The organism is Spirosoma taeanense (genome assembly GCF_013127955.1).
Taxonomy (GTDB): Bacteria; Bacteroidota; Bacteroidia; order Cytophagales; family Spirosomataceae; genus Spirosoma; species Spirosoma taeanense.
In genome coordinates, this window is sequence record NZ_CP053435.1 from 1,190,984 (window position 1) to 1,216,003 (window position 25,020).

Genomic DNA, 25,020 nt, shown 5'->3' on the forward strand with positions numbered 1-25,020 from the left:
CTTACCCTTTTAGGAACCGCACCAGCCCAACCTCAATCAGCAGGAAAGCAAGCGCGGCCAGCAGAAAGTATTTCCACAGGCTCTTACCCAGGTTTTCCTGCTCCAGTACCTGAACAAAGTCGCCATCCTGAATGCTGTCGAAAACTTCGACATTAGGCTGGCTGGCAAAAGCCCGACGCAGTTCATCGGCGGAGTAAAACTCCATCGCCGATTCCTGGTTACCATGATTAAACGCCAGGAGCTGTTCGGTTTTTCCCTGTCCGTTGAGCAGGGTGTAATACCCTGCCTCAATGGTTTGTCCAGCCGCCAATTCATTGCTTTTCGGCATTTCGAGCAAGAGCTGGTTCCCCACTATGCGCTGCACGGGAATAATCTCCAGCTTATCGTGTTTCAGTTTATAGACGGCCCGTTCCGAAGGATTATTTACCGGAATGGTTATCAGGCCATCATCGAAGGAATAAGCGGTTCGCTGCGCCCGGACGCTCAAAGCGGCCATTTTATACATTACTGGCACAAACAGCGCGTGTTCAGCCAGATTCCCGTACTGGTTCGCCAGCGGATTGGCCAGCAGATACAAATTGCCCTGACCCACCCGCGACTGCGTCAGGAAAGGGCTTCCGTCGCGCAGACTCAGCAGACGTTGCCCCGAACTCCACCGCCACACCGGAGCGGCCGAGGGCATATTCAACGGATCGGACTGATAGCTTTGCTGAAATACGTCGCGGAAGAACGGACTGCGCCGGTCAGGATCGGCCATGGGTAGGAGCGAAGGTGATGTTCCTGGGCCCGTTACCTGCACGCTGCCTACACCCAGCGCACTCAGAAATGGGCCATAACTGCCCGCATCCGGATTTGCCGGTGGAATAACGGCCAGACTGCCGCCCTGCCGAACGAATCGCTCCAGTTCAGAGCGGAGCGTTCCTGAAACCTGAGCCACGCCCTCCAGTACAACCAGATCCGTTTCTTTCAACTGCCCAACATCGAAATTCTGCGCATTGAAACTACGCCGGACAAACAGGCTGTCATTGGAGAAAACGGTCTGTACGTAATCGGTCTGCGCTTTCTGTTCAAACAAATGCAGCACCCGAACGGCGGGCGAAGCCTGAATGACAAAGAAGTACTGGTTATCAAACGTAATCGGAAAATCCTCGAAAACAATCCGGCCCCGGTGGTAGCCTTTGGTCGTTACGTTGAAGTTTAACGCAACCGTTACGGAGCCGTCCGGCGGGATGGTTGCCGAAGCTGTTGACGTTTGGGCATCGTCCAGATACAGGCGTATGGCCAGATTTCTGACGTTTTCCCGGCCGCCGTTATTCAGCTTTACGTTCAGGCTGTTATTCTGCATCTCGCGGATAAACGGCGTGGTGAGCCATACCGAATCAACATACACATTTTTGGTCGCCTGCGCATCCAGCGGTACGATGAAAAGGCGGTCGGTGGTGTCAATTTTCAGCTTCGACAGATCGCCGACGGTACTTTTCTGGAAATCTGAGAACCAGAATAACTGATTCCGCCCACCCGGATTCAGCGAGCTGAGCAGGTTACGCTGCCGCCGGTAAACGGTTTCGAGCATCCGGGACGTATGCGCAAACCGGACGGACGTAACCCGGTCGCGCACCGATTCAGCCGTTCCGGCCTGTTGCTCGGCTGCCGAAAAATCATTCGTGAGCAGTTGCAGCGACGTGGCGTTGCGAAATAAGGTCAGTAGTTCATCCAGCTTGCTGATGGCAATGTCCAGATAGCGTTTCTCGTTCCGCTCATTCTGCATACTGAACGAGTTGTCGAGGTATAGGCTCGTAACGCCCTGCCGGGATAGGCCCAGCCTGTTTTTACTCGGAATAAACGGCTGGGCAAACGCCAGAACCAGACAGGCCAGAAACAAACACCGGCAGGCCAGAATAAGCCAGTGCTTGAGCCGACGGAAGGATTTGGTTTCAGTCTGAACGGTACGCAGCAGGGCCACATTCGTAAAAAACACCCGGCGCGTTCGGCGGAAGTTGAACAGGTGAATGGCAATTGGAACCGATACGGCCATCAGGCCAAATAAGAATGAGGGATATAGGAAATTCATGTTTTACTATAACGCTTCAAAAGCCGAATGTACGTACAAACGGCCTCATTTTTATGTAGTCCATGAACCGCTCATCAAAAGCCTGAACCGGGGTAAACTAGTAAGCTAATAAATCGTCTGGATTTACTTGATCAGGCATCTCAAATTCATAAAATGCCGTTTTTGTCTGTAATACGTCTGTATAGGTAATTGAACCCGTTGCATCGCCAATAGTTAGGAAGTCGTCCGTAGGAGTATGTCCTACAACCTGATGAAAACCCTTTAGGTAATCGGCTCGGGTTTCCGTCCGATCGGCCCAGACCGGACCGCTGAACGGATCAGATCCGCCCCGTCTGGGGCCTGCTTCAAACAACAGATCCCGCACAGACTGGGACTGCCCATGTACGTCATTCAGCAGGTCAGCTACGTTGAAATCGGACGTAATTGTCGAGGTTTGACGACCGGTTTGGGTTAGCAGCCGCGCCAGCCATCGGTTTGTCACGCCCGCGTGCGTAAAGAGATAAGCACCTTCCTGATGGGCAATCTGAAACAGGGCTTTATGCCTGGCAAATAAATTGCTGAGCGAGGGTTGTGCCCACATCCGAAACCCTGAACAGCCGTAGTGCGGATAGTGCAGATACTGTGCGTCATGGTTGCCAATCAGCAGCACGACTTTTTGCGGGTATTGTTGCCTCAGCTGGATTATATCATTCAGATTCTTATAAATCGTTTCGTCATTTACCTCATAACTGTCTGTGTAGTCGCCTATAAAAATAATCCGGTCATACGCGTCAAAATTGATCTGTTGCCAGACCGTCAGGCCATGCAGATCACTTATACTGAGGCATTTCATACAGAAATAAAGCTTATCTTCCATAAAAAACGCCCCAACCGTCAAAACAGTTGGGGCGCAAACTAATCTTATTATACTCCGGTCAGTCCGGTTTGATTGACTTACAGCGTCCGCTTCACTTCTTTGAGTTCGAAGCTTTCGATTACGTCGCCAACTTCGATGTCGTTGAAGTTACGGATGCTTAAACCGCACTCATAACCTGACCGAACTTCATTGACATCATCTTTAAAGCGTTTCAGAGCACTGATTTCACCGGTGTGCACCACAATGAAGTCGCGGATAATCCGAATCTTGTTGTTCCGTTTGATCGTTCCATCAGTGACGTAACAACCGGCAACCGTACCAACTTTACTGATCTTGAACACTTCACGTACTTCGACATTGCCGACGATGACTTCTTCGACAGTCGGAGCCAGCAGCCCTTCCATGGCATCTTTCACCTCGTTGATCGCATCGTAGATGATCGAATACAGGCGGATTTCAATCTGTTCCTGTTCAGCCAGTTTCCGGGCGCTGGCCGATGGCCGAACCTGGAAGCCAACGATGACCGCATCCGAGGCCGACGCCAGCAGAATATCCGACTCAGAAATCTGTCCGACGGCTTTATGGATGATGTTCACCTGAACTTCTTCCGTTGACAGCTGCAGCAGTGAGTCCGACAAAGCCTCGACCGAACCATCCACGTCACCTTTCACGATTACATTCAACTCTTTAAAGGTACCAATCGCTTTCCGGCGACCGATCTCTTCCAGCGTGATGTGTTTGCGGGTACGCAGCGTCTGCTCGCGCAAAAGTTGCTCGCGTTTGTTCGCAATTTCGCGGGCTTCACGCTCCGTTTCCATTACGTTAAACTTATCACCTGCCTGCGGTGCACCCGGCAGACCGAGAATCTGAACCGGCTGCGACGGCCCCGCTTCTTTAATGCGTTCGCCCCGGTCGTTCGTCATAGCCCGGATGCGACCGTAGTGCGCACCCACCAGCATGATATCGCCCTGACGCAGCGTACCGTTTTCAACCAGCACGGTCGAAACGTAACCCCGGCCTTTGTCGAGCGAGGCTTCGATGACCGTACCCAGCGCGCGCCGGTTTGGATTGGCTTTCAGTTCGAGCAGTTCGGCTTCGAGCAGCACCTTTTCGAGCAGCTCGTCGACGCCCATTCCCGATTTCGAAGAAATCTCCTGGGCCTGGTATTTACCACCCCATTCTTCGACGAGGAAGTTCATAGCCGCCAGTTCCGTGCGGATCTTCTCGGCATCGGCACCGGGCTTATCGACCTTCGAGAAGGCAAAGACAATCGGTACGCCCGCGACCTGCGCGTGATTGATGGCTTCGCGCGTCTGCGGCATAACGCTATCGTCGGCCGCAATCACGATAATAACGACGTCGGTTACCTTTGCGCCCCGTGCACGCATAGCCGTAAAGGCTTCGTGACCCGGCGTATCCAAGAACGTGATCATTCGGTCGTCGGAGGTTTTCACGCTGTAGGCACCAATGTGCTGCGTGATACCACCGGCTTCGCCAGCGGCCACTTTTGCCCGGCGGATATAGTCGAGCAACGAAGTTTTACCGTGGTCGACGTGACCCATGATGGTTACGATCGGAGCGCGTGGCTCAAGTTCGTCCGGCTCATCGGCTTCAACATCCACACCAGCTTCTGTCTCGTCTTCAGCCGACACAAACTGTATGTCATAGCCAAACTCATCGGCAATGACCGTAATGGCTTCGGCGTCCAGACGCTGGTTGATCGACACGAACATACCCAGGTTCAGACAGACCGAAATGACTTCATTGATGGATACATCCATGAGTGAAGCCAGATCGTTGGCCGACACGAACTCGGTCACTTTCAGCGTTTTTGCTTCCAGTTCCTCCTGTTCGCTCAGCAAACGGCGATCTTCTTCGCGCTGGTTCCGACGATCACGTCGGCGATCAGCGCCCCGGTTAGGCGTATTTCCCTGCATCCGGGCGTTGGTCTGCTGAATAGACTTCCGGACGTCTGCCTGCGATGGGGCTTCACGGCGGGTACCGCCCCGGTTGGCATTATTGCTCCCGCTCCGACCCTGTCCCTGACCACCACCCTGACGACCTGCATTGCGGTTATTGGTATTGGCACCAGCCTGACCACCCCGGTTAGCATTGGCGTTATTGCCGCCCTGGCTTCCCTGGTTCTGACCGCTGCCACCCGCGCGATTAGCTGGCGTCTGATTGCGGTCACCCTGCGCACCTTGTCCCTGCGGACGGTTGGTATCGCGTGGTGCCTGCGGACGGTCACCCTGTGGACGGTCGCCCTGGGCCCGATTGACTGGTCCACGATCAGCCTGACCGTCACGCGGTCCGCGGTCATTGCGGTTCTGTGGTTGCCCACCACCCGCCTGATTAGGCTGGTTGGTACTGCCAACGGCGCCTTCGCGGCCACCGCGAATACGCTTACGTTTCTTTTTATCGGCGTTGCTATTGCCACCCTGACGTGGGTTGTTGACAGGCAACTCAATTTTGCCTAAAATTTTCAAACCACCCAGTTGGTGGCTACCCGCAGCGCGGATTGTCTCTGTCGGTTCGATAGGTTCTTCGGTAGCGGTTGTATCGGCCTTAGGCGGTCCAGGTCGGCCTGCGTCACGGTCGTCCCGTTGTTGCGGCCGTTCCTGCGGTGCCGGCTGGCTTGCCGCTGGTGTGGTTGGTTTCGGTGCGTTTACCGGTTCGGCTGGCGTTGGCGCCGGACGGGGTGTTTCTGTGCGAGCCACGGCCGGAGCTACAGGTGACTGTGCTGATGGGGCCTGCGGCTGAATAGCAGCCGGTTTTGGGGTTTCAACCGGAGCCGGTGCAGGCTGCGTAGCTGGTTTTGACTCGGCAGGCTGGGCCACGGGAGCTGGCTTGGGCGTATCAGCTTTAGGCGCTTCAACCGTCGGCTGAGTGGCTACGGGCTGTGTAGCGGCTGGCTTTGGCGTTTGGGCCGGGCTGGGCGCCGGCCGAACTTCGGCACGCTGCTCAGGCACTTCGACACGGGGCGTGTCAACAGGTTTTGCTTCCGGCTGAACTGGAGCCTTCGCGGCTGGAGCCGGTTTTGCATTCAAATCAATCTTGCCAAGCACTTTCAGGCCCGGTAAACCCGTTTGAACAGTCTGGGGGGCTGGCTTTGGTTCGGCTGGAGCCGGTTTGGGCGCTTCAGCCTTAGAGGCATCTGCTTTTGCGTCCACAATAGGACGACCTGCGTCATCACGACGGTACAAAATGACATCATCCTCCCGATGACGCGGTGGCTCGGCGACCGCAACCGACGGTTCGGACCGGCGAGCTCCGTTCAGGAGTTCCGTTGATTTATACTCCTTCGCTAACACCTCCAACTGTTCCATGTTGATTTTGGTGTTAGGATTACTATCAACCTTAAACCCTCTGGCAGACAGACGTTCAACAACCCTGGCGGCTGCCTGGTTGAGAATTTTTGCCACTTGGCTCAGGCGCATTGACTTATCTTCTGCCATACGTTCGGTCTATATTCGGCAAATTTAATGGTTGCTGATATGGTATTAACAAGAGTTAAAGCAATTAAAATCCCTACGGTTAATATTTAAGGTGTTAAACACGCCAAACTAGACGATAAGCCAGCCCATTCAGGCTGGCTGACGTCCAGATATGCTGCCGGACGCATCGGAACCTACTCGAATTCCTGCCGCAGAATACTCAGGATTTCTTCAACTGTGTCTTCTTCAAGGTCGGTCCGGCGAACCAGTTCCTCTTTGTTCAGAGCCAGTACGCTCTTGGCCGTGTCGAGGCCTACTTTGCGCAATTCCTGGATCATCCACTCGTCGATTTCATCAGAGAACTCCATCAGGTCAACGTCTTCGTCATCTTCCTGCCCTTCGTTATCCCGGAATACGTCGATTTCCATGTCAACCAGTCGGCCGGCCAGTTTAATGTTCTGTCCGCCTTTGCCAATCGCCAGCGATACCTGATCGGGTTTCAGGAAGACCGATACGCGTTTCGTTTCCCGGTCAATCTGCATCGAACTGATTTTGGCCGGACTCAGCGCCCGGCTGATCAGCAGTTCGAGGTTTTCGGTGTAATTGATTACGTCAATATTCTCGTTATTCAGCTCGCGCACGATGCCGTGAATCCGCGAACCTTTCATACCTACGCAGGCCCCAACGGGATCAATTCGGTCGTCGTAGGATTCTACGGCTACTTTAGCCCGCTCGCCCGGCTCACGGACAATCTTGCGGATTGAAATCAGACCATCGTAAATCTCCGGCACCTCAATCTCAAATAACCGTTCCAGGAAAACCGGCGAAGTGCGCGACAAAACAATCTTGGGCGTTCCGTTGAGCATCTCCACCCGGCTTACAACGGCTTTAACGGCTTCGCCCTTACGGTAACGATCTTTCGGAATCTGTTCCGTGCGGGGTAGGCTCAATTCATTGCTTTCCGCATCAATCAGAATAATCTCGTGCTTCAGCAACTGATAAACTTCGGCAGTAACGAGGTCGCCGACCTGATCCTTATATTTCTGATAAAGGAGTTCTTTCTCCATGTCCTTTATCTTCTGAATCAGGGTCTGACGGGCGGTCTGCACGACCCGGCGGCCAAAATCTTCCAGTTTTACTTCCTCGGCGACCTGTTCGCCAACTTCAAAGTCGTCCTGTATTTTGCGGGCTTCAGCCAGAGGGATCTTATCATAATCCCAGATGTCTTCTGAATCGTCGTCAACGATTTCGCGCGTCCGCCACATCTCTAAATCGCCACTTTCGGCGTTGATGATAACGTCGAAGTTCTCGTCGGTTCCGTATTTTTTACGAATCATCGTCCGGAAGACTTCTTCCAGAATAGCGATCATGGTAGGCCGATCAATATTCTTCGACCGGGCGAAATCGGCAAACGATTCGATTAATAATCCACTGGTCATGTTCTGTGTTGGCAGTTTACAATTGGCAGGTAACAGTTGCTTTCAGTAAGGGTTAGGTCAACTGCTGGCTGTCTTTTATTTGAATGATACTTCTACGTTCGCTTTCTTAATCTGCTCATAAGGGATTGGGGTTGGGCCACTCAGAGCGACAATGCCGGCTTCGCTATCTTTTTTCTGTTTCGTCTTCGACTTCTTTTCGGGTACAATATCCAGCACAATCTGAGTATCATCGACTGATACGAGGGTTCCACGGTGGGTACTTCCGTCGTTTAGGATTACAACCAGTCCCCGGCCGATGTTGCGAGCGTACTGACGCGGAAATGTCAGCGGATAATCCACACCCGGCGACGAAACCTCAAGCGTAAAGGCGGTTTCGCCAAAAAAATCAGCTTCATCCATCTGCGCGCCCAGTCGGCGACTGATATCGGCGCATTCGTCGATGGTAATTCCTGTGTCACTGTCTAACAGGACCGTAACTTTTATACGGCCTCCCTGGCGACCAACTACCTGAATGTCAACAATGTAAAATTGCCCATCGTTCAGATAAGGCTGTAGCTGTTCGCGTATGCGTGCTGTATCGTCCATAAGGTAAGGCTAACAAAAAAGGGAGTCCAACTCCCTTTTTTTCTTCATGCCATACAGTATTTATGGGGCAAAGATAACATATTAATCCTTGTTTCGCAAGTTCCAGTTATCGGCTGTATGACGTGATTTATACGGCTTATCTTCTACTTTTGCTCACAAACTGGTTTCAGCCTGCTTTAAAGTCTATGGCGATAAGTGTTCGGATAGGTCAGCTCATTGCATTCTTTTTTCGGTCCTTATTCTGGTCGTTGAATCTGCTTTTAAGTTTGTTCACCCTGCTGGGCTACTGGCTATTGTATTCATTGCCAACTGAACACTGGTCGGCGGGCATGGTCATGATCTCGATTCCGGTTGTCTGGGTGCTTAATCTGGTCTGCGTTATTTTCTGGCTCATTACCCGGCCCTGGCGGAGCTGGCTGTCGGCTATTGTCCTAATCCTCGGTGTCGTGTTATTCGGCCAACGGACGTTTGCCTGGAATACAACTGCCGGGACGCCACCGGCAGGCATAGCCGTAAAAGTGTTTAGCTACAATGTGCTGTCATTTGGTCTGGAGAATTACTGGGAACGCAGATATAGTTCCCCCAAAGCCCGGCGTATCATAAACTACGTGCTGCGTTACGATGCGCCGATTAAATGCTTTCAGGAGTTTCATGTAGCCGCTGGAGTGCCCGATTATGATGTGGTGCGTCGATTCCGGGAGGCCGGTTACCGGTACTCGGTTTTTCTGCACCCGGAAGCAGCTACTTCAAACGATGGCGCTGTTGGCGCGGCTATCTTCTCTATTTACCCCATTATTCATTCAGACCGGGAAGTTTTCAACACCAACAATGGTCTGGTATGGGCCAATATAAAAGTTGGTAACGATACAATCCGGATCATTAATGTACACTTACAGTCAATGGGCATACGGGTTGGCAATGTGCTCGTTCAGGACAAACTGACCGGGGTCAAACACGAAACCCGGGGCGTTCTGAGTGCGCTTCGGTATGGTTTTATTGAACGGAGGGAGCAGATTCAGCGGGTGGAGCGGCACATTCGGGAGAGTCAGTACCCGGTTATTGTGACCGGCGACCATAATGATACGCCCTATAGCGTGGTTTATGAACGAATGCGCCGGATATTACCGAACAGCTTTGAAGAAGCAGGGCATGGGTTTGGTTTTACGTATAATCGGCTACCGGGCTTTATCCGCATCGATCATCAGTTTCATGATCCTGATCTGCCGGTTCTGAATTTTGAGACAATCAATTACGTCCGTTATTCCGACCATTACCCGATTGCGGGTACGTATCTGGTTAAATAGGCAGCACCCTATGTAAATAAGTTATTACTGAAACTTAGGCGTTTAGCGTCTCAGGGATGCGCATTTACCCAGACCTCGCCATCCGTAAAGACTTCCTTTTTCCAGATGGGAACGGTTTCTTTAATCGTATCGATGATATAACGGCAGGCCTCAAAAGCGTCGGCACGGTGGGCAGTGGCTACACCGATCAGGACGGCCATTTCGCCGGTTTGTAGCGTTCCTTTTCGATGGATGATTACGTGTCGCAGCAGCGGCCACCGGCGATTGGCTTCGTCGGCTATTTTCTGCATCTCGCTGATAGCCATACGGTCGTACGCTTCATACTCGAGCCGGTCAACCGGGCGGTCTTTAGTGTTGTCGCGAACGACGCCCAGGAACAGGTCAATGGCCCCGGCCTGACCGGAGTGCAGGTGTTCCAGCGCCGAAGTAACATCAATGGGGTCGGTGGTAATAGCAACCATAACAACGGGCAGTTAGCAGTATGTATAAAGACTGAAGTTGAGCAATGTTAACCTCCGCTAACAGGTGGAATTAGCGCAATTTCATCGTTGCTGCCGAGTGCCTGATCCCGTTCAGCATATTCACCGTTGACGGCAACAAGCAAGGATCGAATTCCCGCCAGTTCAGGATACTGCAGATGCAGATGCGTGAGCAAATCACCAACGCGCATACCTTCGCTGAGGGGAACCGAAACCGCCGACTGCCCAGTCAAGTCGCGGGTAATGCCAAAAAGTAGTACCAAAACTGTCGTATTCATACTTCAAAATAAGGTGTTAGCCAGCGTTAAGTCAACAGAAACGGCCTTGTTTGGTCAGGTAATGAAAAGCAAAACCACCACCCGAAGGGCAGTGGTTCGCTTTTTGCCGGTCGATTACCGCCTGTTTTATTTCGAGTTGTCCAGTTTCCGTTCGGCTTTTTCCAGTTTCCGTTCGGTTTTGTTCAGGGCCTTGTTGGTGCCTTCTTTTACGTCTTCTTTGGTATTTCTGGCGGCTCTGGACACTTTCCGGCCTGCCTTCTTCGTACCCTCTTTTACGTCTTCTGCCGTATTTTCTGCCGCGTTTCCAACTTTACGAGCTGCTTTACGGGTTTCCCGACCAGCTTTATCAGCAGCCGCATTGGCAGTCCGGGCTGCCTGACGGGCTGTTTCTTTGGCGTTTTGCTTGGTATCCTGCGCTGATGCCGCAGCAATTGTGAAAAGCAGCGCAGCGGCCAGGGTCATTACTTTCTTCATAGTCGTTGAGTTCTAGAGATTGCTAAAATCATTAGTAAAACTCAATTTCTGCCGAATTGTTCAACCTGGCTGTGGCAATTGACGCTGGGTTACTCTCTGTGCTTAAATACTTTTATCTGATACACGTAAGCCTGCACGCGCTTGATCTGCTGTTTGCGAGGCATATGAGCGAGTGTATTTTTACGGTTCAGGCGCAGCGGCTGACCTTTTAGCGAATCATTCGGAATACCATTCAGGGCTTCGAGCAGATAGTTTGTCTTAACCGCGAAACTGACCCCCTCCGAGGTGGTCTGTTTCCCGCTGATAATGCCAATTACGTTGCCTTTTTCGTCGAGCAGCGGCCCCCCTGAGTTACCGGGATTTACGCTGATTGCCACCTGATAGGCAGTTGAGTCGCCCCGGTACCCCGTGCCTGAGCTAAGGTAGCCTTCGCCATAAACGATCTCTTCGCGGGGATAGCCGAGGGTGTAAACCCGTTCGCCAAGATCAGAGGGCTGCGTTTCGAAGCTATAGGGTACTGGCGGCAGTGGCCGGAAGGAGTGATCATCGCACAGCTGCAGAATCGCCAGATCGTGTACCTGATCGTTATGAACAATCCGGGCTTTATAAATTTCTCCCGTCTGACTCTGCACGTAAACCGAATCGGCATCGCGAACGATATGGTTATTCGTGACCATGTAGCCGTCTGCCGTGAGCAGAAAACCAGAACCGGCTATCTGCGCCGGGTTGACGCTCAGCGCGCGGCCACGACCGCTAATATCATTGATCAGCTTACGCTGCGAAGATTTAACGGCCTGAATTTCTTTGCTCAGCAGCCGGTATTGCTGTTCCTGCTGCTGGTGGCCCTGCTGATAGGAGCGGTACAGGAAAATAGAACCAAAGGTGGTGATGGCCGCTACTGATGCCGCTACCGCCAGCGTCGTACGATACGTCTGCCAGAGCGAACGAATCTGACTCGACTGCTCTGACCGGCTACTTCCGGCCTCAATAAGACTGGCCTGTTGACGCATTGCATCCATGTCCAGACCTGCCTGCACGGCCGCCAGCTTCCGGCGGAACCGAATCCGGTCGCCATACGCTTGCAGGGCGTTTTCGATGTCTTTTTCCTCGTTCATTTCCATGTCAGTGGGTATGATGTGTGTTAAACATTATCTGACTCCTGTGAAGGGCCACCAATTAACGATCATCAATCAGTTCTTACTGCTTGTACTCCGAAAAGAACAGCCGCTTGAGCCGCATCAGACATTTATACTTCTGCGTTTTCGCATTGTCGGCGTTGGTATAGCCAAACTTCTCTGTAATGGCCTGCATACTCAGATGCTGAATATAAAAATCTTCCAGCAGCGTTCGGCAAGGCTCGCCTAAACGATTCAGCGAGTCGGCCATCAGTTCAAACTGCCGGTCGCGCTCCTCATGATCGGCCAGGTCGTCGTTTAGCTGTTCAACGGCCATGGGGTCCGTTGCCGGGTTGTCAGAATCGCTGACCATAAACCGACTTTTGTGCGACAACTGCTTCAGCCACAGGCGTCGGCTTACCGAGTAGATGTAGGTCTTTAACTGACAATGCAATTCCAGCGAACCACTTCTGACCTTCTCGTAGAGAACAATCAGCGTCTCCTGGTAAATATCCTTAGCTTCGTCTTCGCCCCCGCTGTTAGTGGTTACGAAGTGCAGCACCATTGGAAAATACTGACGATATAATTGCGTCAGTGCAGCATCGGAGCCGTCGGCCAGGCCTGATAGCAATTCATCGTCGGTCAATCCCAACCGCCTGCTTTCCTTCATCACGTTGCTTCATTACTTAATACCGAAAACGTCTCGGACGTAACCCAAAAAAAAGTTAAAAAAAGTTGGGTTACCTTTTTCCCTATGGAGTATTAACGTTGACATTGTTCCATTAATCTCACTTAAACAAACAACGCCCCAAAACTATGAAAGCAATCACGAAATCTGCCTTCTTTTTCATGGCCATGATCGCCCTTGCAACCTCTTGCAGCTCGAAAAAGACTGAATCTGAAACGACTATGTCGGATTCGACTTCGACGATGATGTCTGACTCGTCTTCGACGATGATGTCTGATTCGACGATGGCTACTGATTCGGCTTCGACCATGTCGGCTGATAGCGCCCGTTAATCAAACTAAGGCACAACTGCCGGTAACATTACCGACAACGCTATAAACGTATGAAGGCCCACTGAGCGATCGGTGGGCCTTTCGTTTTGGCAGACCGCGGACTAGCGCAGATGGTCCAGTCGTTCGAGCATCTCCAGACAGGCCCGGCTGTTGTGATAGGGGCACTTCCACATACTGATTTTATCATTCCCCAGTACCTTATAATCGGCCGTAACACCACTGAACCACTCGCCATTTTTGGTGTCAAGCAGGAATTTTTTGATAAACTCCCAACTATTAATCGACTTGTCCAGAAAGGGTTTTTCGTGCGTAAGCTGGTAAGCGTTCAGAAACCCAACCATGGCTTCGGCCATTACCCACCAGGAGCGTTCACGGTTGTGATGACCCGTTACGGTATCGTATTCATAATTCATACCGCCGTCCGGATCTAGACCATCGGAGGCCGCCCTGGCCATTCGGATAGCTACGGTATTCACTTTTTTCTGCAAGGCCTTATCGGGTAGTACGTCGGCTGCCTCGGGCAGAAGCCACGATGCTTCGATATCGTGTCCGTACGAAATAGCTGTCTGCCGCACGCGCCAATCATCGTCCATGAACAGATTCATCCGGTACGTCCTGGGATCGATAATATGGTTCAGAAACGAGTCGAGCATACCCCGAATCTGCACATCGACAGTTTTGTCGGGCCAGACGCGATACAGGTTGGTAAAAGCCTCCAGAATGTGGAGATGGGTGTTCATGGTCTTGGTTTCCCGGTTGTCGCGTTTGCTCAGAATATAGTTATCTGCCTCTGACCAGTCGCGGGCGAGGGCTTCATGAAACCCACCTTTGGCCGGATCATAAGCATGTTTCACCATCAGCTGAAATAGCTCTTTAGCCATTGTTAAGGCAGGAACTGAGCGCGTAGCCCGGACGTACTCACTTAGCCCGTACAGGGCAAACGCCTGTCCATAAAGTTGTTTGATGAGTTGCTTCGGCTGCCCTTTAGCGTCAACTGACCAGTAAACCCCTCCGTATTGCGGATCAATAAAGTATTTTCGGATATAGTCAAAGGCCTGGTCGGCGGTGGCGCGGTAGTCCTCGTGCTGCGTATGCCGCAAACCGGCCGAGAACGTCCAGAGAATCCGGCTGTTTAAAACGATTCCTTTGTCGGCATTGGGATCAGGCCGGTTCTGATAGTCAACACGTCCGTAGAATCCACCGTTGACGGGATCTGGCGCATAACGTTGCCAGTAGGCCAGAATGTCTTTATACTCCTGCCGAAGTTCGGCGCGGACTTGATTTAAGTCAGGCAGCATGAAAATGCGGGTTTAGGAAACGCTCACATGAGTGAAATCCTAAACCCGCATTTTTTTACTGATTGTTGTGTTGGTTACTGCTGTTTGCGGCTGCCGTTACGGCTACCGCTATGCCCCGAGTGTCCATGACCACCCCGCTCGTCGGCGAGCTCCTCTTTACTTTTGCCGTGCAGCACGTTATCATCTTCGGGACCCTGCTTGCTCTTATTGGCATTTGTCATATTCCGTTCTGCATTAGGACGCATGCCGCTTGTATCGTGCGCTTCCTGGTTGCGTGTCCGCTCTTCATGCGGCTGCTTATCATTTGAGCCAGGCTGGTTCGTGGTTTTGTTGTTAGCCATGATTCTGTCTATTTGTTGAGTAGAATAACAACTCCTGAGAATAACGTTTGTTTAAACCAAAAAAGCCGGCTCTGATGTCAGAGCCGGCTTTTTCATAAAGAGCTAATTCGTATTATAAGAATTAATACCCTGGGTTTTGCTTCAGCACACCTCTCTGGATATCAATCTGCGTTTGCGGAATCGGCATGTATTCGTCCTGGTTAGACTGAAACTTCGCACCCAGGAAGCCAGTAGGCAGTTTTGGGGCTTCGTAGGCCAGGTACGAATTCAGCACGGGCTCAGCAATACCCCAGCGAACCAGGTCATAGAACCGGTGACCTTCGCCCGACAGTTCCAGCTTACGCTCAAACCGAACGGCCGAACGGGCTGCGTCTTTACTGGCAAATGCCGTGGTGTATGGGCTGATTACGTAGTTGGCGGCTGCTTTGCCCCCCTGCATTACGAAGCCTTCCGGATTAGCAGCCCGGCTACGAACTAGGTTGACATAATCCCGGGCTTTCTCCAGGCTACCTACTTCAATTTCTGCCTCGGCTGCCATCAGCAGGACGTCCGCATAACGAATGATGTTATAGTTAATGGCCGAGTACCCATCCGTCCAGGAGCTACCATCCGTCAGCACTTTACTCTGCGTTCTGTAGAAGACAAACTTCTTCGGCGAATACGGGCCAGCAAAACCCTGGTCACGAATCCAGTCCAAGCCGGGGTGCGGCTGCCAGTCAAGGTACTGAATACCACGGCGACCAATAGAGTGGTCCAGACGGGGATCAACCGGGCCTGCATCGGGCGTAAAAGCTTCGCTCGATTTAATGCCCTGGTCATTCTTCAACTGGTTAGCACCCTGGTCATACAGACCGCCAGCCTGATCCTTTTCAGAAACCCCGGTCAGTAACGGCAAACCCTTAGCATCAACCCGGAACGAATTGGCCAGGTCGAAGCTTGGCGCAAAGAAACCGCAGCAACCGGCCGGACCATTCGAGCCCGTGTTATAGGGGAAGTTCAGTACCAGATCCGGGTTGGCATTGTCCGAGCTACCGGCGTTGGCAGCGGCCTGAATAGCAAAGACCGATTCTTCATTATTATCAAACTCAGCATTGAAAACCCGGGAGTATTGCGGTACCAGACCGTACTTTTTACCGTTTGCGGTTTTACCATTGGCAATGATCAGATCGAAAAGTGCTTTGGCTTCTGCATACTTCTTCTGGTACATATAGGTCTTGGCCAGATAGGAAGCTGCTGCCCATTTGTTGGCGCGGCCAGCAGCCGACTGCGTTTCGGGCAGGTTATCGTAGGCAGCTTTGAAATCAGCCTCGATGTTTGGCCAGATATCCTTGTCATTTGCTATTGTTTCGACACCGGTTCCGTAATCCTTGGTCTCATCGACGTAAGGAACCATGTTGAAATTCCGCTTCAGCTCAAAGTAATAGTGGCCGCGCAGAAAGCGGGCTTCAGAACCAATGCGTTTTTTATCCGCATCCGAAACGTCAGAGCCGGCGCTGGCCAGAGTTCTGAGCGTAGCATTAGCCCGGCTAACACCTTCAAACATGGCCTGCCATTTCTGGTTTACCTCGCCACTAACAGCCTGAAGCTCATAACGCTGATAAGGAGTCAGGGCGTTGAAGTCACCCGAGTTAGAGCCTTTATTCGCATCACCGCCCGAGATACTGCCGCGTACCCAGTTGAACGAACTGGCTGACTGGGTGAAACCCCGCGCGTTTAACTGAGCATACGCTGAAAGCAGAAGGCCATCGAGACCGGCTCTGCTTGACAATTGAGCGCCCGCTAATTGACCGGTAGGTTGAACCTGCAGGAACTGGTCTTTACAGGCAAATGTGATACAGGTGAGTAAGACAATCCCAGCACCTGTTTTTAGGGTTTTTTTCATCTGATAGTTTTCGAATGAATTAGCGTAAAAACTTTGTTGGAGGAGAGAGTGATTCATGAATCACTCTCTCCTCTGAACATGAAGTTGCGATTAGAAACCGATGCTCAATCCAACGTTGTAGCTACGGGTTAATGGGTAGTTACCAATGTCAACACCGAAGTTAGAGTCAGCAGCACCACCAACTGCCGGGTCCAGGCCTGTGTAGCTGGTAACCGTCAGTATGTTGTTAGCCGAAGCCGACACACGAACTCGCTGCAGACCAATACCGCTCAGCAGGCTGGTCGGCAGGTTGTAACCCACCGAGATGTTCTGCAGACGCATGTATGAACCGTTTTCAACGTAGTACGAGTTAGGTACGGTATTGGTGCTGAAGTTCGAAACACCCTCGAAAATTGGGATGTTTGTATCCATGTTCGAAGGCGTCCAGGAATCTTTCACCCGTGCGCTAACGGCAGCACCGGTAAATGATGGATAGAAGTCCGTGAACCATTTCGAGTTATTGAAGATCTGGTTGCCCAGCGACGTATACGCATACGCGCTGAAGTCAAATCCTCTGTAACGAAGCGTTACGGTCAGACCACCCGTGAAGTTCGGTACCGGGCTGCCCAGGAATGTCCGGTCGTCGCCAGAGATTTTACCATCTCCGTTGAGGTCAGCATACCGGAACCGGCCCAGACCAGCACCTTCCTGCGTGGGAGCACTTCTGATTTCTTCGGTCGTGTTGAACAGGCCAAGGACTTTGTAGCCGTAGAAAGAAGAAATTGGGTGACCTGGCTGGTTCCGTACTACGTTACCGTTCAGACGCGTACCACCGGCATCAAAATAAGGAGAGCCTGGTGCCAGCGACTGAATCGTGTTCTGCAGGAAGCCGCCTGTTGCGTTCAGTTCATAGGTCAGGTCGCCCGAAACTTTACCGCGGGTGATCACCTGAATATCGATACCCTGGTTACGCATGCTGGCGATGTTTACTGCTGGTGCGCTTGCTCTTACGCCCACAACACCTGGGAGCGGAACCGTGTATAACAGGTCGCGGGTGTCTTTACGCCACAGGTCGAAGATAACTTCCAGACGATTGTTCAGGAAAGCACCGTCGATACCGATGTTTGTGGTGGTACTGGTTTCCCATTTTGCATTCGGGTTACCAATCCGGTTCCGGAAGAAGCCCGGGCTGATCGACGTATTAGCACCGCCAATGTCGTAGCCGTTGCCTGGATTCGATGCGTACAGGCTGTACTGGTTGTTCGGGTCAACGTTGTTCGAGTTACCCATCAGGCCGTAGCCACCGCGAACTTTCAGGTCACTCACCCAGGGGAGGTTCTTCATGAAGTTCTCCGACGAGAGACGCCATGCAGCCGAGAAGGCAGGGAACACACCATACCGGTTGTTGGAACCAAAGCGCGACGAACCATCCCGACGAACTACGCCTGTCAGGATATACTTATCGTTGAAGATATAGTTAACCCGGCTGAACAGAGAATAGAAGTTTACACCACTGAACAGATCACTGTTTACCTGACGGCCCGTTGTTGACAGGTTGCTGAGCGTTACGTAAGAGATGTCTTCCGAGAAGGGGTTCGTACCGTTACCACTCACGTTCCGGCCTCTGCCCGTATTCAGAGCTTCCATACCTACCAGCACGTCTACGTCGTGGATACCAAACTTCTTCTTATACTGAGCAGTGTTCGTGAAGGTGTAGCCAAACGAATAGCCTGCGCCTTCGCTGAACGTATAGGTCGTGTTGTTCTCCGAGTTCTCGTATTGTCTTGGCCCGTAGTTATTGAAATAGTAGTTGCTGTACTGACCAGCAATGTTGCTCCGCAGCGTCAGGCCTGGAATCAGGTCATACTCCAGGTAGGCATTACCAAAGGCCAGTCCGTTGAAGGTACCGTTATTCTTGATCCGGTCGCGGCTAGCCACCGGGTTCCGTGGGTTGTTAAAGCCCGGAGCCGCCGTACCGGCATAGCCACCAAATTCATCATAAATTGGGATGATTGGGGGCATCCGGAAAGCGGAAAGAATATCGTTCTCATCGGCCGATACACCCCGTCCGCCGTTACCGCCCGTGATACCTTTGTTCGACAGGTAGGTCAGCTGAAGGTTCTGACCAAACCGCAGTCTCTTGCTCAGATCGAACTCCGTGTTTACGCGGAAGTTATAACGCGTAGAGCTGTTATTCAGCAGGATACCCTGCAGGTTCTGATTGCCTAAGCTAATATAGAACCGGCTGGTTTCCGTACCGCCCGAGAAGCCCAGCGTCTGGCGCAGGATAGGCGCAACACGCGTAATGGCATCATACCAGTCGGTACCGGCTTTGTTTGCCCGAACAACCTGGTATATAGGACCCGCATTGATGTTCGTGTTGTATTTAGCTTTGGCTGCCGCCAGGTCAACATTACCAATGATACCGCCTACGCCACCTACGTTGATATAATCGGGCAGAACAGGCGTCTGTCCCGATCCATACTGGTTATTAGCAACGTTGCTGAAATCGGGCTGTACGCCATTAGCTGCTGCAGTGTTCCGGATAGCCTGCCATGTCCAGTCAGCCTGCTCCTGTGGATTCAGAATAGGCTGTCCTTTACCGGGATCGGTTACGCCGTAGAGACCATCGTAGCTGATGCTCAGTTTCTGCGCTTTCCGCTGACCTTTCTTGGTCGTGATAACAATAACGCCGTTAGCAGCCCGTGCACCGTAAATAGAAGCAGCAGCCGCGTCTTTCAGAACGGTCGTTGACTCTACGTCATCAGGAGCTACGAAGTTGATGCCGCCGGTGGGTACGCCGTCAACGACGTACAAAGGTTCGTTACCGCCAAAAGCGCCAAAACCCCGAACCCGAACGATACTGGTGGTACCTGGCTGACCGTTGGTGATTACGGTTAAGCCGGATACCCGGCCCTGCAATTGCTGTTCAACGTTACCCGAAGGGATAGCCGCTAAATCCTTGGCTTTCACCGTCGAAACAGCACCTGTGTTATCACGCTTTGTTTCGGTGGTGTAACCTGTTACGATTACTTCGCTCAGAGCCGTTGCATCGTCTTCGAGCGTTACATTCACAGTAGAACGGTTGCCAACTGTTACTTCCTGTGTTTTGGCACCAATGGACGAGATAACCAATACTGGGTTGGCTCCCCGAACACTAATCGAATAGTTACCTTCTGCATCCGTTGACGTACCTGTCTGGGTGCCTTTCAACACGACGTTCGCGCCTGGTATAGGTCCGTCAACACCGGTAACTTTACCCGCCACTCGACGGTCTTGGGCAGAAGCGTTCAGGCTCCATAGCAGTAATACTGCTCCCAGCAAAGTAGTCTGCAGAAACCTGTAGAACATTGCTTTCATGAAAAATAGGTTGGTTTAAAATAGATAAACGTTTCAATATTATGTGGATTAAATGATATTTCAAAAGGAAATCTGAATATTTAAATCAATGATATATTGAAATAAGTTTATATATTATTAGAAAAATTATAACATGCTTTTGTGTAAGTAGCTGACAAATAGACACTTGTGCTAATATTATTTCTATGTTATCTATAACTACTTATATTTTGCGTAAAATTTTATTACCTAAATAGTCATAAATACTTATGACTCACACTTTGTTATACCGGCCTACCTTTGTGCCATTATGCATACCAATTACTACTTTCTTCGGCAGCTCGCTCCCGCTCTGAAAACATATTTACAGGGGAATTTTGGGCAAGATCTTCGTTATATGGAGTGTTACAGTCAGGATCGTGACGAGCTGGTCCTGGTGTTTGCCCAAGCCAGAGGAAAGCTGAACTATTATAAACCATTTTATATAAAAGCCACACTTAAACCCGACTTTTCCGGTCTACTGTTTCCCGAAAAAGTACAACGCGCCCGCCTTAACAGTGTTAACCTTTTTGAGTCAGTAATTGGTATCTCAGGTGAGCCGCCGAGAGTCCTTGGTATACGATCCTTTCTGAACGAACGGTGTTTAGCTATCGAACTGGAAAATGACTTTACGCTGGTGTTTAAGTTCTTTGGAAATCGGCCTAATCTGGTAGCATTTCAGGGGAATACGGTTACGGAATTATTCAATCATAAACTCGTTGCAGATGAGCAGCTGAGGCTTGATGCGCTCGACCGCCCAATTGATCAGTCATATGCGGCTTTCGAGCGGGCGGGGTATGACCATCGAAAGCTTTTCCCTACGTTTGGTAAGCTGGCAAATGAGTGGTTCGCCCACGAAGAACAAAAGCGGGGAGGACTTGCGTCCGGGCCAGATAAGTGGGCGCTGATTCAGGAACTCCTTCAGCGGCTTGAGCACCCCCGTTTCTACCTGACCCGGCAGCATCATAAGCCAGCATTGAGCTTATTGCCCGTAGGAGAAATTCAGCGGGAATTCGATGAGCCCATTGAGGCTGCCAACCGCTCTTATATTGCTTATAACGGGCTAACTACATTTGAGCAGGAGAAAGCCGGGCTGCTGCGTCTGCTTGATAAGCGCCGGAAGCGGGCCGAGGCTCAGATTGAAGCCACTCTGCAACGGCTGATTAGTCGCGAAGAAGGTGCCTCCCACGAAGAAATAGGCCATATCCTGATGGCGAATCTGCACGCTATTGAACCCGTGCCGGGTGCCCGATCGCCGGAACGGTTGACCCTGTTCGATTTTTACCGCAATGAGCCGATTACGGTAAAGCTAAAGCCCGACCTAAGTCCGCAGAAAAACGCTGAAAACTTTTACCGCAAAGCAAAAAATGAGAAGATTGAGGAAGAATACCTGACTAATCAGGTGGCCGCCCGTGAGGCCGACCTACTGCGCTTTCAACAGCAAACAAAAGACCTGGAAGCTATCCAGACTCTAAAGGATTTACGTCGATACAGTAAGCAGCATAATCTGTTGACTGAATCAAATGAGGGAACGGCCCCCGGCGAAGGAACTCCCTTGTTCAAAGAAGTCGTTATTGACAATTTTCGTATTCTGATTGGCCGGAATGCGAAGAATAATGATCTGCTGACTCAGAAATACGCTCACAAAGAAGACTTATGGCTGCACGCCCGCGATGTAGCCGGTTCGCATGTCATCATCAAATATAAGGCTGGTCAAACCTTCCCCAAAAATGTGATTGAACGAGCGGCTGAGCTGGCGGCCTGGTACTCCAAACGCCGGACCGATAGTCTTTGTCCGGTCACCGTAACTCCCAAAAAGTTTATTCGAAAACCTAAAGGGCTGGCTGAGGGGCAGGTTATTGTCGAGAAAGAAGATGTAGTGATGGTTGTTCCGAAAGGAGAATAAGCAACCAGAGTCAGAACCACGCTTGATTCACCTTCTGCGCGGTCCTGGCCCTGGTTGTTGTTTTCTTACTGCTCAACGGGTAAACTCATCTGAGCCACCATCAGGCGGTTCATCTCGCCCCAGGTATGATCCCAGGAATTTTTGATTAAAAACCCGTCAATGCTGTTCCAGTCGCTGGGGTGTTTTCTGGCTAAGGCCAGTTCAATAGCCTTTTCAAATGCTTCGGCTGTATCGGCAATCTGTACAAAATCTTCACTGCCGTAGGTACGAACCACATCGCGAATGGGCGTTGAGACAACCGGTAAGCCAGCCGCCAGATACTCGGGCGTTTTGGTTGGACTAATAAATCGGGTTGAGTCATTCAGGGCGAATGGCAGCATGCCTACGTTCCAGTTGCTGAAATAAGTAGGCAGCTCTTTATACGCTTTCATCCCCAGGTAATGCACATTGGGCGCCTTGGGCAGCAACGCAGGGTTGATTTTAACGATTGGGCCGAGGAGGATGAACTGCCATTCGGGCCGGCGTTGGGCCAGTTTGCCCAGTAGTTCATAATCAAACCGTTCATCAATTACGCCACTGAAGCCGATCCGGGGCGTGGGCAGCGAACGCTGATCGATCGGATCAGGTTGCGGCCGGCGGGAAACCGAGAAATGCGCGAAGTCAATACTGCTCGGAAAAGCAAAGACGTGAGGATGCCGGTTCTGCTTGGCTTCATAAAGACTGTAACCCCCTGTAAAAACAACCCCGGCGCGTTCAATAAGCTTACGTTCCTGTTCAAGCAGTTGGGGCGGTGCTCCCCAGAACGCCGAAAGTTCATCCATGCAGTCATAGACAGTTAGGCGGGGTTTCAAATGATCCGAAAACAGAAGAGCCATCGGCGTATAATACCAGGCAACGTAATCGGTCATGCGCCGTTGGCTTATGAACTCATCCACCAGTTGACGCTGCAGCCGCACGGCTTCTTCGGGACTGGTACCGTGGGGAAGGTGTGGCACCAGAACGGTCAGCCGGTCGGTCTGCTGGCAGACGTTGAGCCGAAAATCATTATCCCAAATAGGTTCTTCTATAAACCAGACCCGGAAATTTTTTGTGGCCCGACTCAGCAGATGCTGTGGGCGCTGGTAAACAAAGTTCCAGCGCAGGTGCGAAAAGCAAATTAAGTCCTGAACTTCGCCGGCCCCGGACAGGGTAGAGGCAGGCATTGCACCCGCCGAAGTCGTTGACCGGGAAGGTGTATTGACGACATCAGCAGAAACAGGCGTAGAGTCTGTTACTTTCATACGAATTAAGAGGGGGAGTTAGATAAAACAGTCGAAGCCGAACTGGCCAAACTGCGGGGCTTTACCTAAAAAACTCAAATTCCTATGAAATGTTAATCACGTATTCAGTATTTGAGCAAATGGCTACATCATAGGTAGATAGACGCTGAACGTAGCGCCCTTGCCTTCCTGGCTGCTGGCTGTGATGTGACCATTATGTATCTCAACGACTTTTTTGCAAATGGCCAGCCCCATACCGGTTCCGGCGTACTGCATGCGGCCGTGTAGCCGCTGAAATATCGTGAAGATTCTGTCCAGATACTGCTCATTGAAGCCAATACCATTGTCAGAAACAGTCAGCAGGGCAAACCGCCGGCCCGCCTGCGATGCATCAGCCAGGGCCAGTTCGTCAGGGAGTTCGGTTGCCGCAGCCACCCGGCCACTGATTACAATCCGGGGTGGAATTGGTGCGCCAGTCGAATCTTTCTGCTGAAATTTAAGCGCGTTGCTCAACAGATTCTGAAACAGTTGCCGCAACAGAGCTGCATCGCCCCATACAGCGGGTAGCGGACTGGCCGTAAGTTTGGCTTTCCGCTCGTAAACGGTCATTTCCAGATCGTCGATTACGGTCGCAACCAACTGATTTAGATCGACCAGTCCATATGATTCCGTATCGCCAGCCAGCCGGGCATAGGTCAATAAATCCTGAACCAGCGATCGCATACGGCCCGCCGATATCTGCATTCGGCGAATCAGGTCTGACGCCGACTCGCTCATTTCGCTGGTAAAATGATTGTTCAGAACGTCGCCGAACGAAACAATTTTGCGTAGCGGTTCCTGCAGATCATGGCTGGCTACGTAGGCAAACTGCTCCAGATTCTGATTCGATCGGTGGAGTGCATGCACCGTTGCCTCCAGTTGCTGACGTACCTGTTTATCGGCTGTAATGTCCTGTATCGTGGCAACGAAGCCATCATTCAGGTGAGTTAAGGTGATGTCGAGCCACCGGCCAATCGCCGAAAAAAATTCTTCGAAATGAATTGGTTCGCCTGTCCCCAGCATTTGCTCCAAACGCCCCATTTTCCGGTCGTCGAGCGGATAGATTCTTGTTAACAGCAGACCGTTGAGTTGCCCGCTGGCCTGACCCGTGAGTAAATCAAACTGTTTGTTAGTCAGCGTAATCTGAAAATCCGAAATGTCTTTGTGGGCGTTGCGGACAGCTTCAAATACCACAATGGCATTGGGCGATGAATTGAGTACGCTATTTAACAGCGTGGTCTGGCGGGCAAGCCGACGGGTGGTATGCTGTAGGGCGCTTGTTTCGGAGTAAGTCAATAATAAGCCATCGCGCCCGAACGGAGCCGCTGACTGAACGACGCTGATGTCGCGTTCATCGGCGGTATAGGTTTGCTCAAGCCGCTGCGCCTGGCCCGTTTCAATCACGTTGACATAAATTTGCCAGAGAGTTGTTTCCCGGATAGTGGGGTAAAAATCGGTTAATAAGCGGCCAACAATGGGCTGCCTGCTGTTCCTATGGGCCCGAAACGTATCGTTCAGGGCGATCTGATTCAGAAACCGGTAGCGGAAGTTAATGATTACCCCTTTAGGGTGATTTCCCTGCCGGACGGCAGTTAAGCCGACTAATCCATTAATGGAATGTGCCAGAACCTGATGCCAGAGTGCAGTCTGTTCGTCGGCGGTTAAATCAGGAAGGGATAGTTCCGGCATCAGATCGTTGCCGGCTTCAACGGGAGATACAGCCTGATTCATGAAGGAAGGTTACGATGGGTTATTAGGATAGATACGTAATTATACAACAGATGGATTGGCTGTTTCGTATAAATAAAATCGTAAAACTTTACCGAAATGCCTACCTTTTAATAAATAAACCCTGGCCTTGCAGGGTTATAACGTTTACAACT

The 25,020-nt window shown here is 51.4% G+C and carries 19 protein-coding genes; 2 read left to right on the forward strand and 17 right to left on the reverse strand.

Translation table 11 applies throughout. The features are described from left to right. Position 1 precedes the first annotated feature (1 nt). The 5 genes from HNV11_RS05115 to HNV11_RS05135 all read right to left on the reverse strand — a co-directional run bounded on the left by HNV11_RS05115 (position 2) and on the right by HNV11_RS05135 (position 8,385). A complete protein-coding gene (locus HNV11_RS05115) occupies positions 2-2,071 on the reverse strand; it encodes a BatA domain-containing protein (RefSeq protein WP_171738643.1) in 2,070 nt (689 codons plus the stop codon). Between the two features lie 97 nt (positions 2,072-2,168). Further along, complete coding sequence (locus tag HNV11_RS05120) at positions 2,169-2,903, reverse strand: metallophosphoesterase (protein ID WP_171738644.1); 735 nt, start codon at positions 2,901-2,903, stop codon at positions 2,169-2,171. Between the two features lie 101 nt (positions 2,904-3,004). Further along, entirely contained in the window at positions 3,005-6,382 is a 3,378-nt protein-coding gene (infB, locus tag HNV11_RS05125) for a translation initiation factor IF-2 (protein ID WP_171738645.1), read from the reverse strand. A 173-nt stretch (positions 6,383-6,555) separates the two neighbouring features. Then, positions 6,556-7,800 carry a transcription termination factor NusA gene (nusA, locus tag HNV11_RS05130; RefSeq protein ID WP_171738646.1) on the reverse strand — a complete coding sequence of 415 codons (1,245 nt, stop codon included), beginning with the start codon at positions 7,798-7,800 and terminating at the stop codon, positions 6,556-6,558. A gap of 75 nt (positions 7,801-7,875) precedes the next feature. Then, positions 7,876-8,385, reverse strand: a complete 510-nt coding sequence (locus tag HNV11_RS05135; RefSeq protein WP_171738647.1) for a ribosome maturation factor RimP — start codon at positions 8,383-8,385, stop codon at positions 7,876-7,878. Between the two features lie 185 nt (positions 8,386-8,570). Here HNV11_RS05135 and HNV11_RS05140 point away from each other — a divergent pair, with 185 nt between their 5' ends. After that, complete coding sequence (locus tag HNV11_RS05140; protein WP_240163777.1) at positions 8,571-9,689, forward strand: endonuclease/exonuclease/phosphatase family protein; 1,119 nt, start codon at positions 8,571-8,573, stop codon at positions 9,687-9,689. 50 nt (positions 9,690-9,739) lie between these two features. Here the strand turns inward: HNV11_RS05140 and HNV11_RS05145 are convergent, their stop codons facing one another. From HNV11_RS05145 to HNV11_RS05190, 10 genes are all read right to left on the reverse strand, one after another. Beyond that, entirely contained in the window at positions 9,740-10,150 is a 411-nt protein-coding gene (locus HNV11_RS05145; protein WP_171738648.1) for a molybdenum cofactor biosynthesis protein MoaE, read from the reverse strand. A gap of 47 nt (positions 10,151-10,197) precedes the next feature. Next, entirely contained in the window at positions 10,198-10,446 is a 249-nt protein-coding gene (locus tag HNV11_RS05150) for a MoaD/ThiS family protein (protein ID WP_171738649.1), read from the reverse strand. 126 nt (positions 10,447-10,572) lie between these two features. After that, positions 10,573-10,920 (reverse strand): hypothetical protein, encoded by a 348-nt coding sequence (locus HNV11_RS05155; RefSeq protein ID WP_171738650.1) that lies wholly within the window; start codon positions 10,918-10,920, stop codon positions 10,573-10,575. A gap of 89 nt (positions 10,921-11,009) precedes the next feature. Beyond that, on the reverse strand, positions 11,010-12,041 hold the full coding sequence (locus HNV11_RS05160) for a S1C family serine protease (protein ID WP_171738651.1): 1,032 nt from the start codon (positions 12,039-12,041) through the stop codon (positions 11,010-11,012). Between the two features lie 76 nt (positions 12,042-12,117). After that, the gene (locus tag HNV11_RS05165) at positions 12,118-12,705 is read right to left on the reverse strand and encodes an RNA polymerase sigma factor (protein WP_171738652.1); all 588 of its coding nucleotides are present in this window, start codon (positions 12,703-12,705) and stop codon (positions 12,118-12,120) included. A gap of 118 nt (positions 12,706-12,823) precedes the next feature. Continuing rightward, complete coding sequence (locus HNV11_RS05170) at positions 12,824-13,033, reverse strand: hypothetical protein (RefSeq protein ID WP_171738653.1); 210 nt, start codon at positions 13,031-13,033, stop codon at positions 12,824-12,826. A 123-nt stretch (positions 13,034-13,156) separates the two neighbouring features. Continuing rightward, positions 13,157-14,353, reverse strand: coding sequence for an AGE family epimerase/isomerase (locus HNV11_RS05175; protein WP_171738654.1), 1,197 nt, complete (start codon positions 14,351-14,353; stop codon positions 13,157-13,159). Between the two features lie 74 nt (positions 14,354-14,427). Continuing rightward, positions 14,428-14,694, reverse strand: a complete 267-nt coding sequence (locus tag HNV11_RS05180) for a hypothetical protein (RefSeq protein ID WP_171738655.1) — start codon at positions 14,692-14,694, stop codon at positions 14,428-14,430. A 121-nt stretch (positions 14,695-14,815) separates the two neighbouring features. Then, positions 14,816-16,576, reverse strand: a complete 1,761-nt coding sequence (locus tag HNV11_RS05185) for a RagB/SusD family nutrient uptake outer membrane protein (protein WP_171738656.1) — start codon at positions 16,574-16,576, stop codon at positions 14,816-14,818. 90 nt (positions 16,577-16,666) lie between these two features. Beyond that, the gene (locus HNV11_RS05190; RefSeq protein ID WP_171738657.1) at positions 16,667-19,915 is read right to left on the reverse strand and encodes a SusC/RagA family TonB-linked outer membrane protein; all 3,249 of its coding nucleotides are present in this window, start codon (positions 19,913-19,915) and stop codon (positions 16,667-16,669) included. 289 nt (positions 19,916-20,204) lie between these two features. Between HNV11_RS05190 and HNV11_RS05195 the strand changes: the two genes are divergently transcribed. After that, positions 20,205-21,839, forward strand: a complete 1,635-nt coding sequence (locus HNV11_RS05195; protein ID WP_171738658.1) for an NFACT RNA binding domain-containing protein — start codon at positions 20,205-20,207, stop codon at positions 21,837-21,839. Positions 21,840-21,904: 65 nt separating this feature from the next. On the opposite strand, the gene HNV11_RS05200 is transcribed toward HNV11_RS05195, so the two are convergent. Together HNV11_RS05200 and HNV11_RS05205 are read right to left on the reverse strand one after the other, a co-directional pair. Next, complete coding sequence (locus HNV11_RS05200) at positions 21,905-23,119, reverse strand: glycosyltransferase family 1 protein (protein ID WP_171738659.1); 1,215 nt, start codon at positions 23,117-23,119, stop codon at positions 21,905-21,907. 123 nt (positions 23,120-23,242) lie between these two features. Next, positions 23,243-24,868 carry a sensor histidine kinase gene (locus HNV11_RS05205; RefSeq protein ID WP_171738660.1) on the reverse strand — a complete coding sequence of 542 codons (1,626 nt, stop codon included), beginning with the start codon at positions 24,866-24,868 and terminating at the stop codon, positions 23,243-23,245. Positions 24,869-25,020 lie beyond the last annotated feature (152 nt).

Bases quoted from the DNA above. Each gene is read 5' to 3' on its own strand.
- HNV11_RS05115 (WP_171738643.1), bottom strand. From the start codon at position 2,071: ATGAATTTCCTATATCCCTCATTCTTATTTGGCCTGATGGCCGTATCG.
- HNV11_RS05120 (WP_171738644.1), bottom strand. From the start codon at position 2,903: ATGAAATGCCTCAGTATAAGTGATCTGCATGGCCTGACGGTCTGGCAA.
- infB (WP_171738645.1), bottom strand. From the start codon at position 6,382: ATGGCAGAAGATAAGTCAATGCGCCTGAGCCAAGTGGCAAAAATTCTC.
- nusA (WP_171738646.1), bottom strand. From the start codon at position 7,800: ATGACCAGTGGATTATTAATCGAATCGTTTGCCGATTTCGCCCGGTCG.
- HNV11_RS05135 (WP_171738647.1), bottom strand. From the start codon at position 8,385: ATGGACGATACAGCACGCATACGCGAACAGCTACAGCCTTATCTGAAC.
- HNV11_RS05140 (WP_240163777.1), top strand. From the start codon at position 8,571: ATGGCGATAAGTGTTCGGATAGGTCAGCTCATTGCATTCTTTTTTCGG.
- HNV11_RS05145 (WP_171738648.1), bottom strand. From the start codon at position 10,150: ATGGTTGCTATTACCACCGACCCCATTGATGTTACTTCGGCGCTGGAA.
- HNV11_RS05150 (WP_171738649.1), bottom strand. From the start codon at position 10,446: ATGAATACGACAGTTTTGGTACTACTTTTTGGCATTACCCGCGACTTG.
- HNV11_RS05155 (WP_171738650.1), bottom strand. From the start codon at position 10,920: ATGAAGAAAGTAATGACCCTGGCCGCTGCGCTGCTTTTCACAATTGCT.
- HNV11_RS05160 (WP_171738651.1), bottom strand. From the start codon at position 12,041: ATGGAAATGAACGAGGAAAAAGACATCGAAAACGCCCTGCAAGCGTAT.
- HNV11_RS05165 (WP_171738652.1), bottom strand. From the start codon at position 12,705: ATGAAGGAAAGCAGGCGGTTGGGATTGACCGACGATGAATTGCTATCA.
- HNV11_RS05170 (WP_171738653.1), bottom strand. From the start codon at position 13,033: ATGGTCGAAGCCGAATCAGTAGCCATCGTCGAATCAGACATCATCGTC.
- HNV11_RS05175 (WP_171738654.1), bottom strand. From the start codon at position 14,353: ATGCTGCCTGACTTAAATCAAGTCCGCGCCGAACTTCGGCAGGAGTAT.
- HNV11_RS05180 (WP_171738655.1), bottom strand. From the start codon at position 14,694: ATGGCTAACAACAAAACCACGAACCAGCCTGGCTCAAATGATAAGCAG.
- HNV11_RS05185 (WP_171738656.1), bottom strand. From the start codon at position 16,576: ATGAAAAAAACCCTAAAAACAGGTGCTGGGATTGTCTTACTCACCTGT.
- HNV11_RS05190 (WP_171738657.1), bottom strand. From the start codon at position 19,915: ATGAAAGCAATGTTCTACAGGTTTCTGCAGACTACTTTGCTGGGAGCA.
- HNV11_RS05195 (WP_171738658.1), top strand. From the start codon at position 20,205: ATGCATACCAATTACTACTTTCTTCGGCAGCTCGCTCCCGCTCTGAAA.
- HNV11_RS05200 (WP_171738659.1), bottom strand. From the start codon at position 23,119: ATGAAAGTAACAGACTCTACGCCTGTTTCTGCTGATGTCGTCAATACA.
- HNV11_RS05205 (WP_171738660.1), bottom strand. From the start codon at position 24,868: ATGAATCAGGCTGTATCTCCCGTTGAAGCCGGCAACGATCTGATGCCG.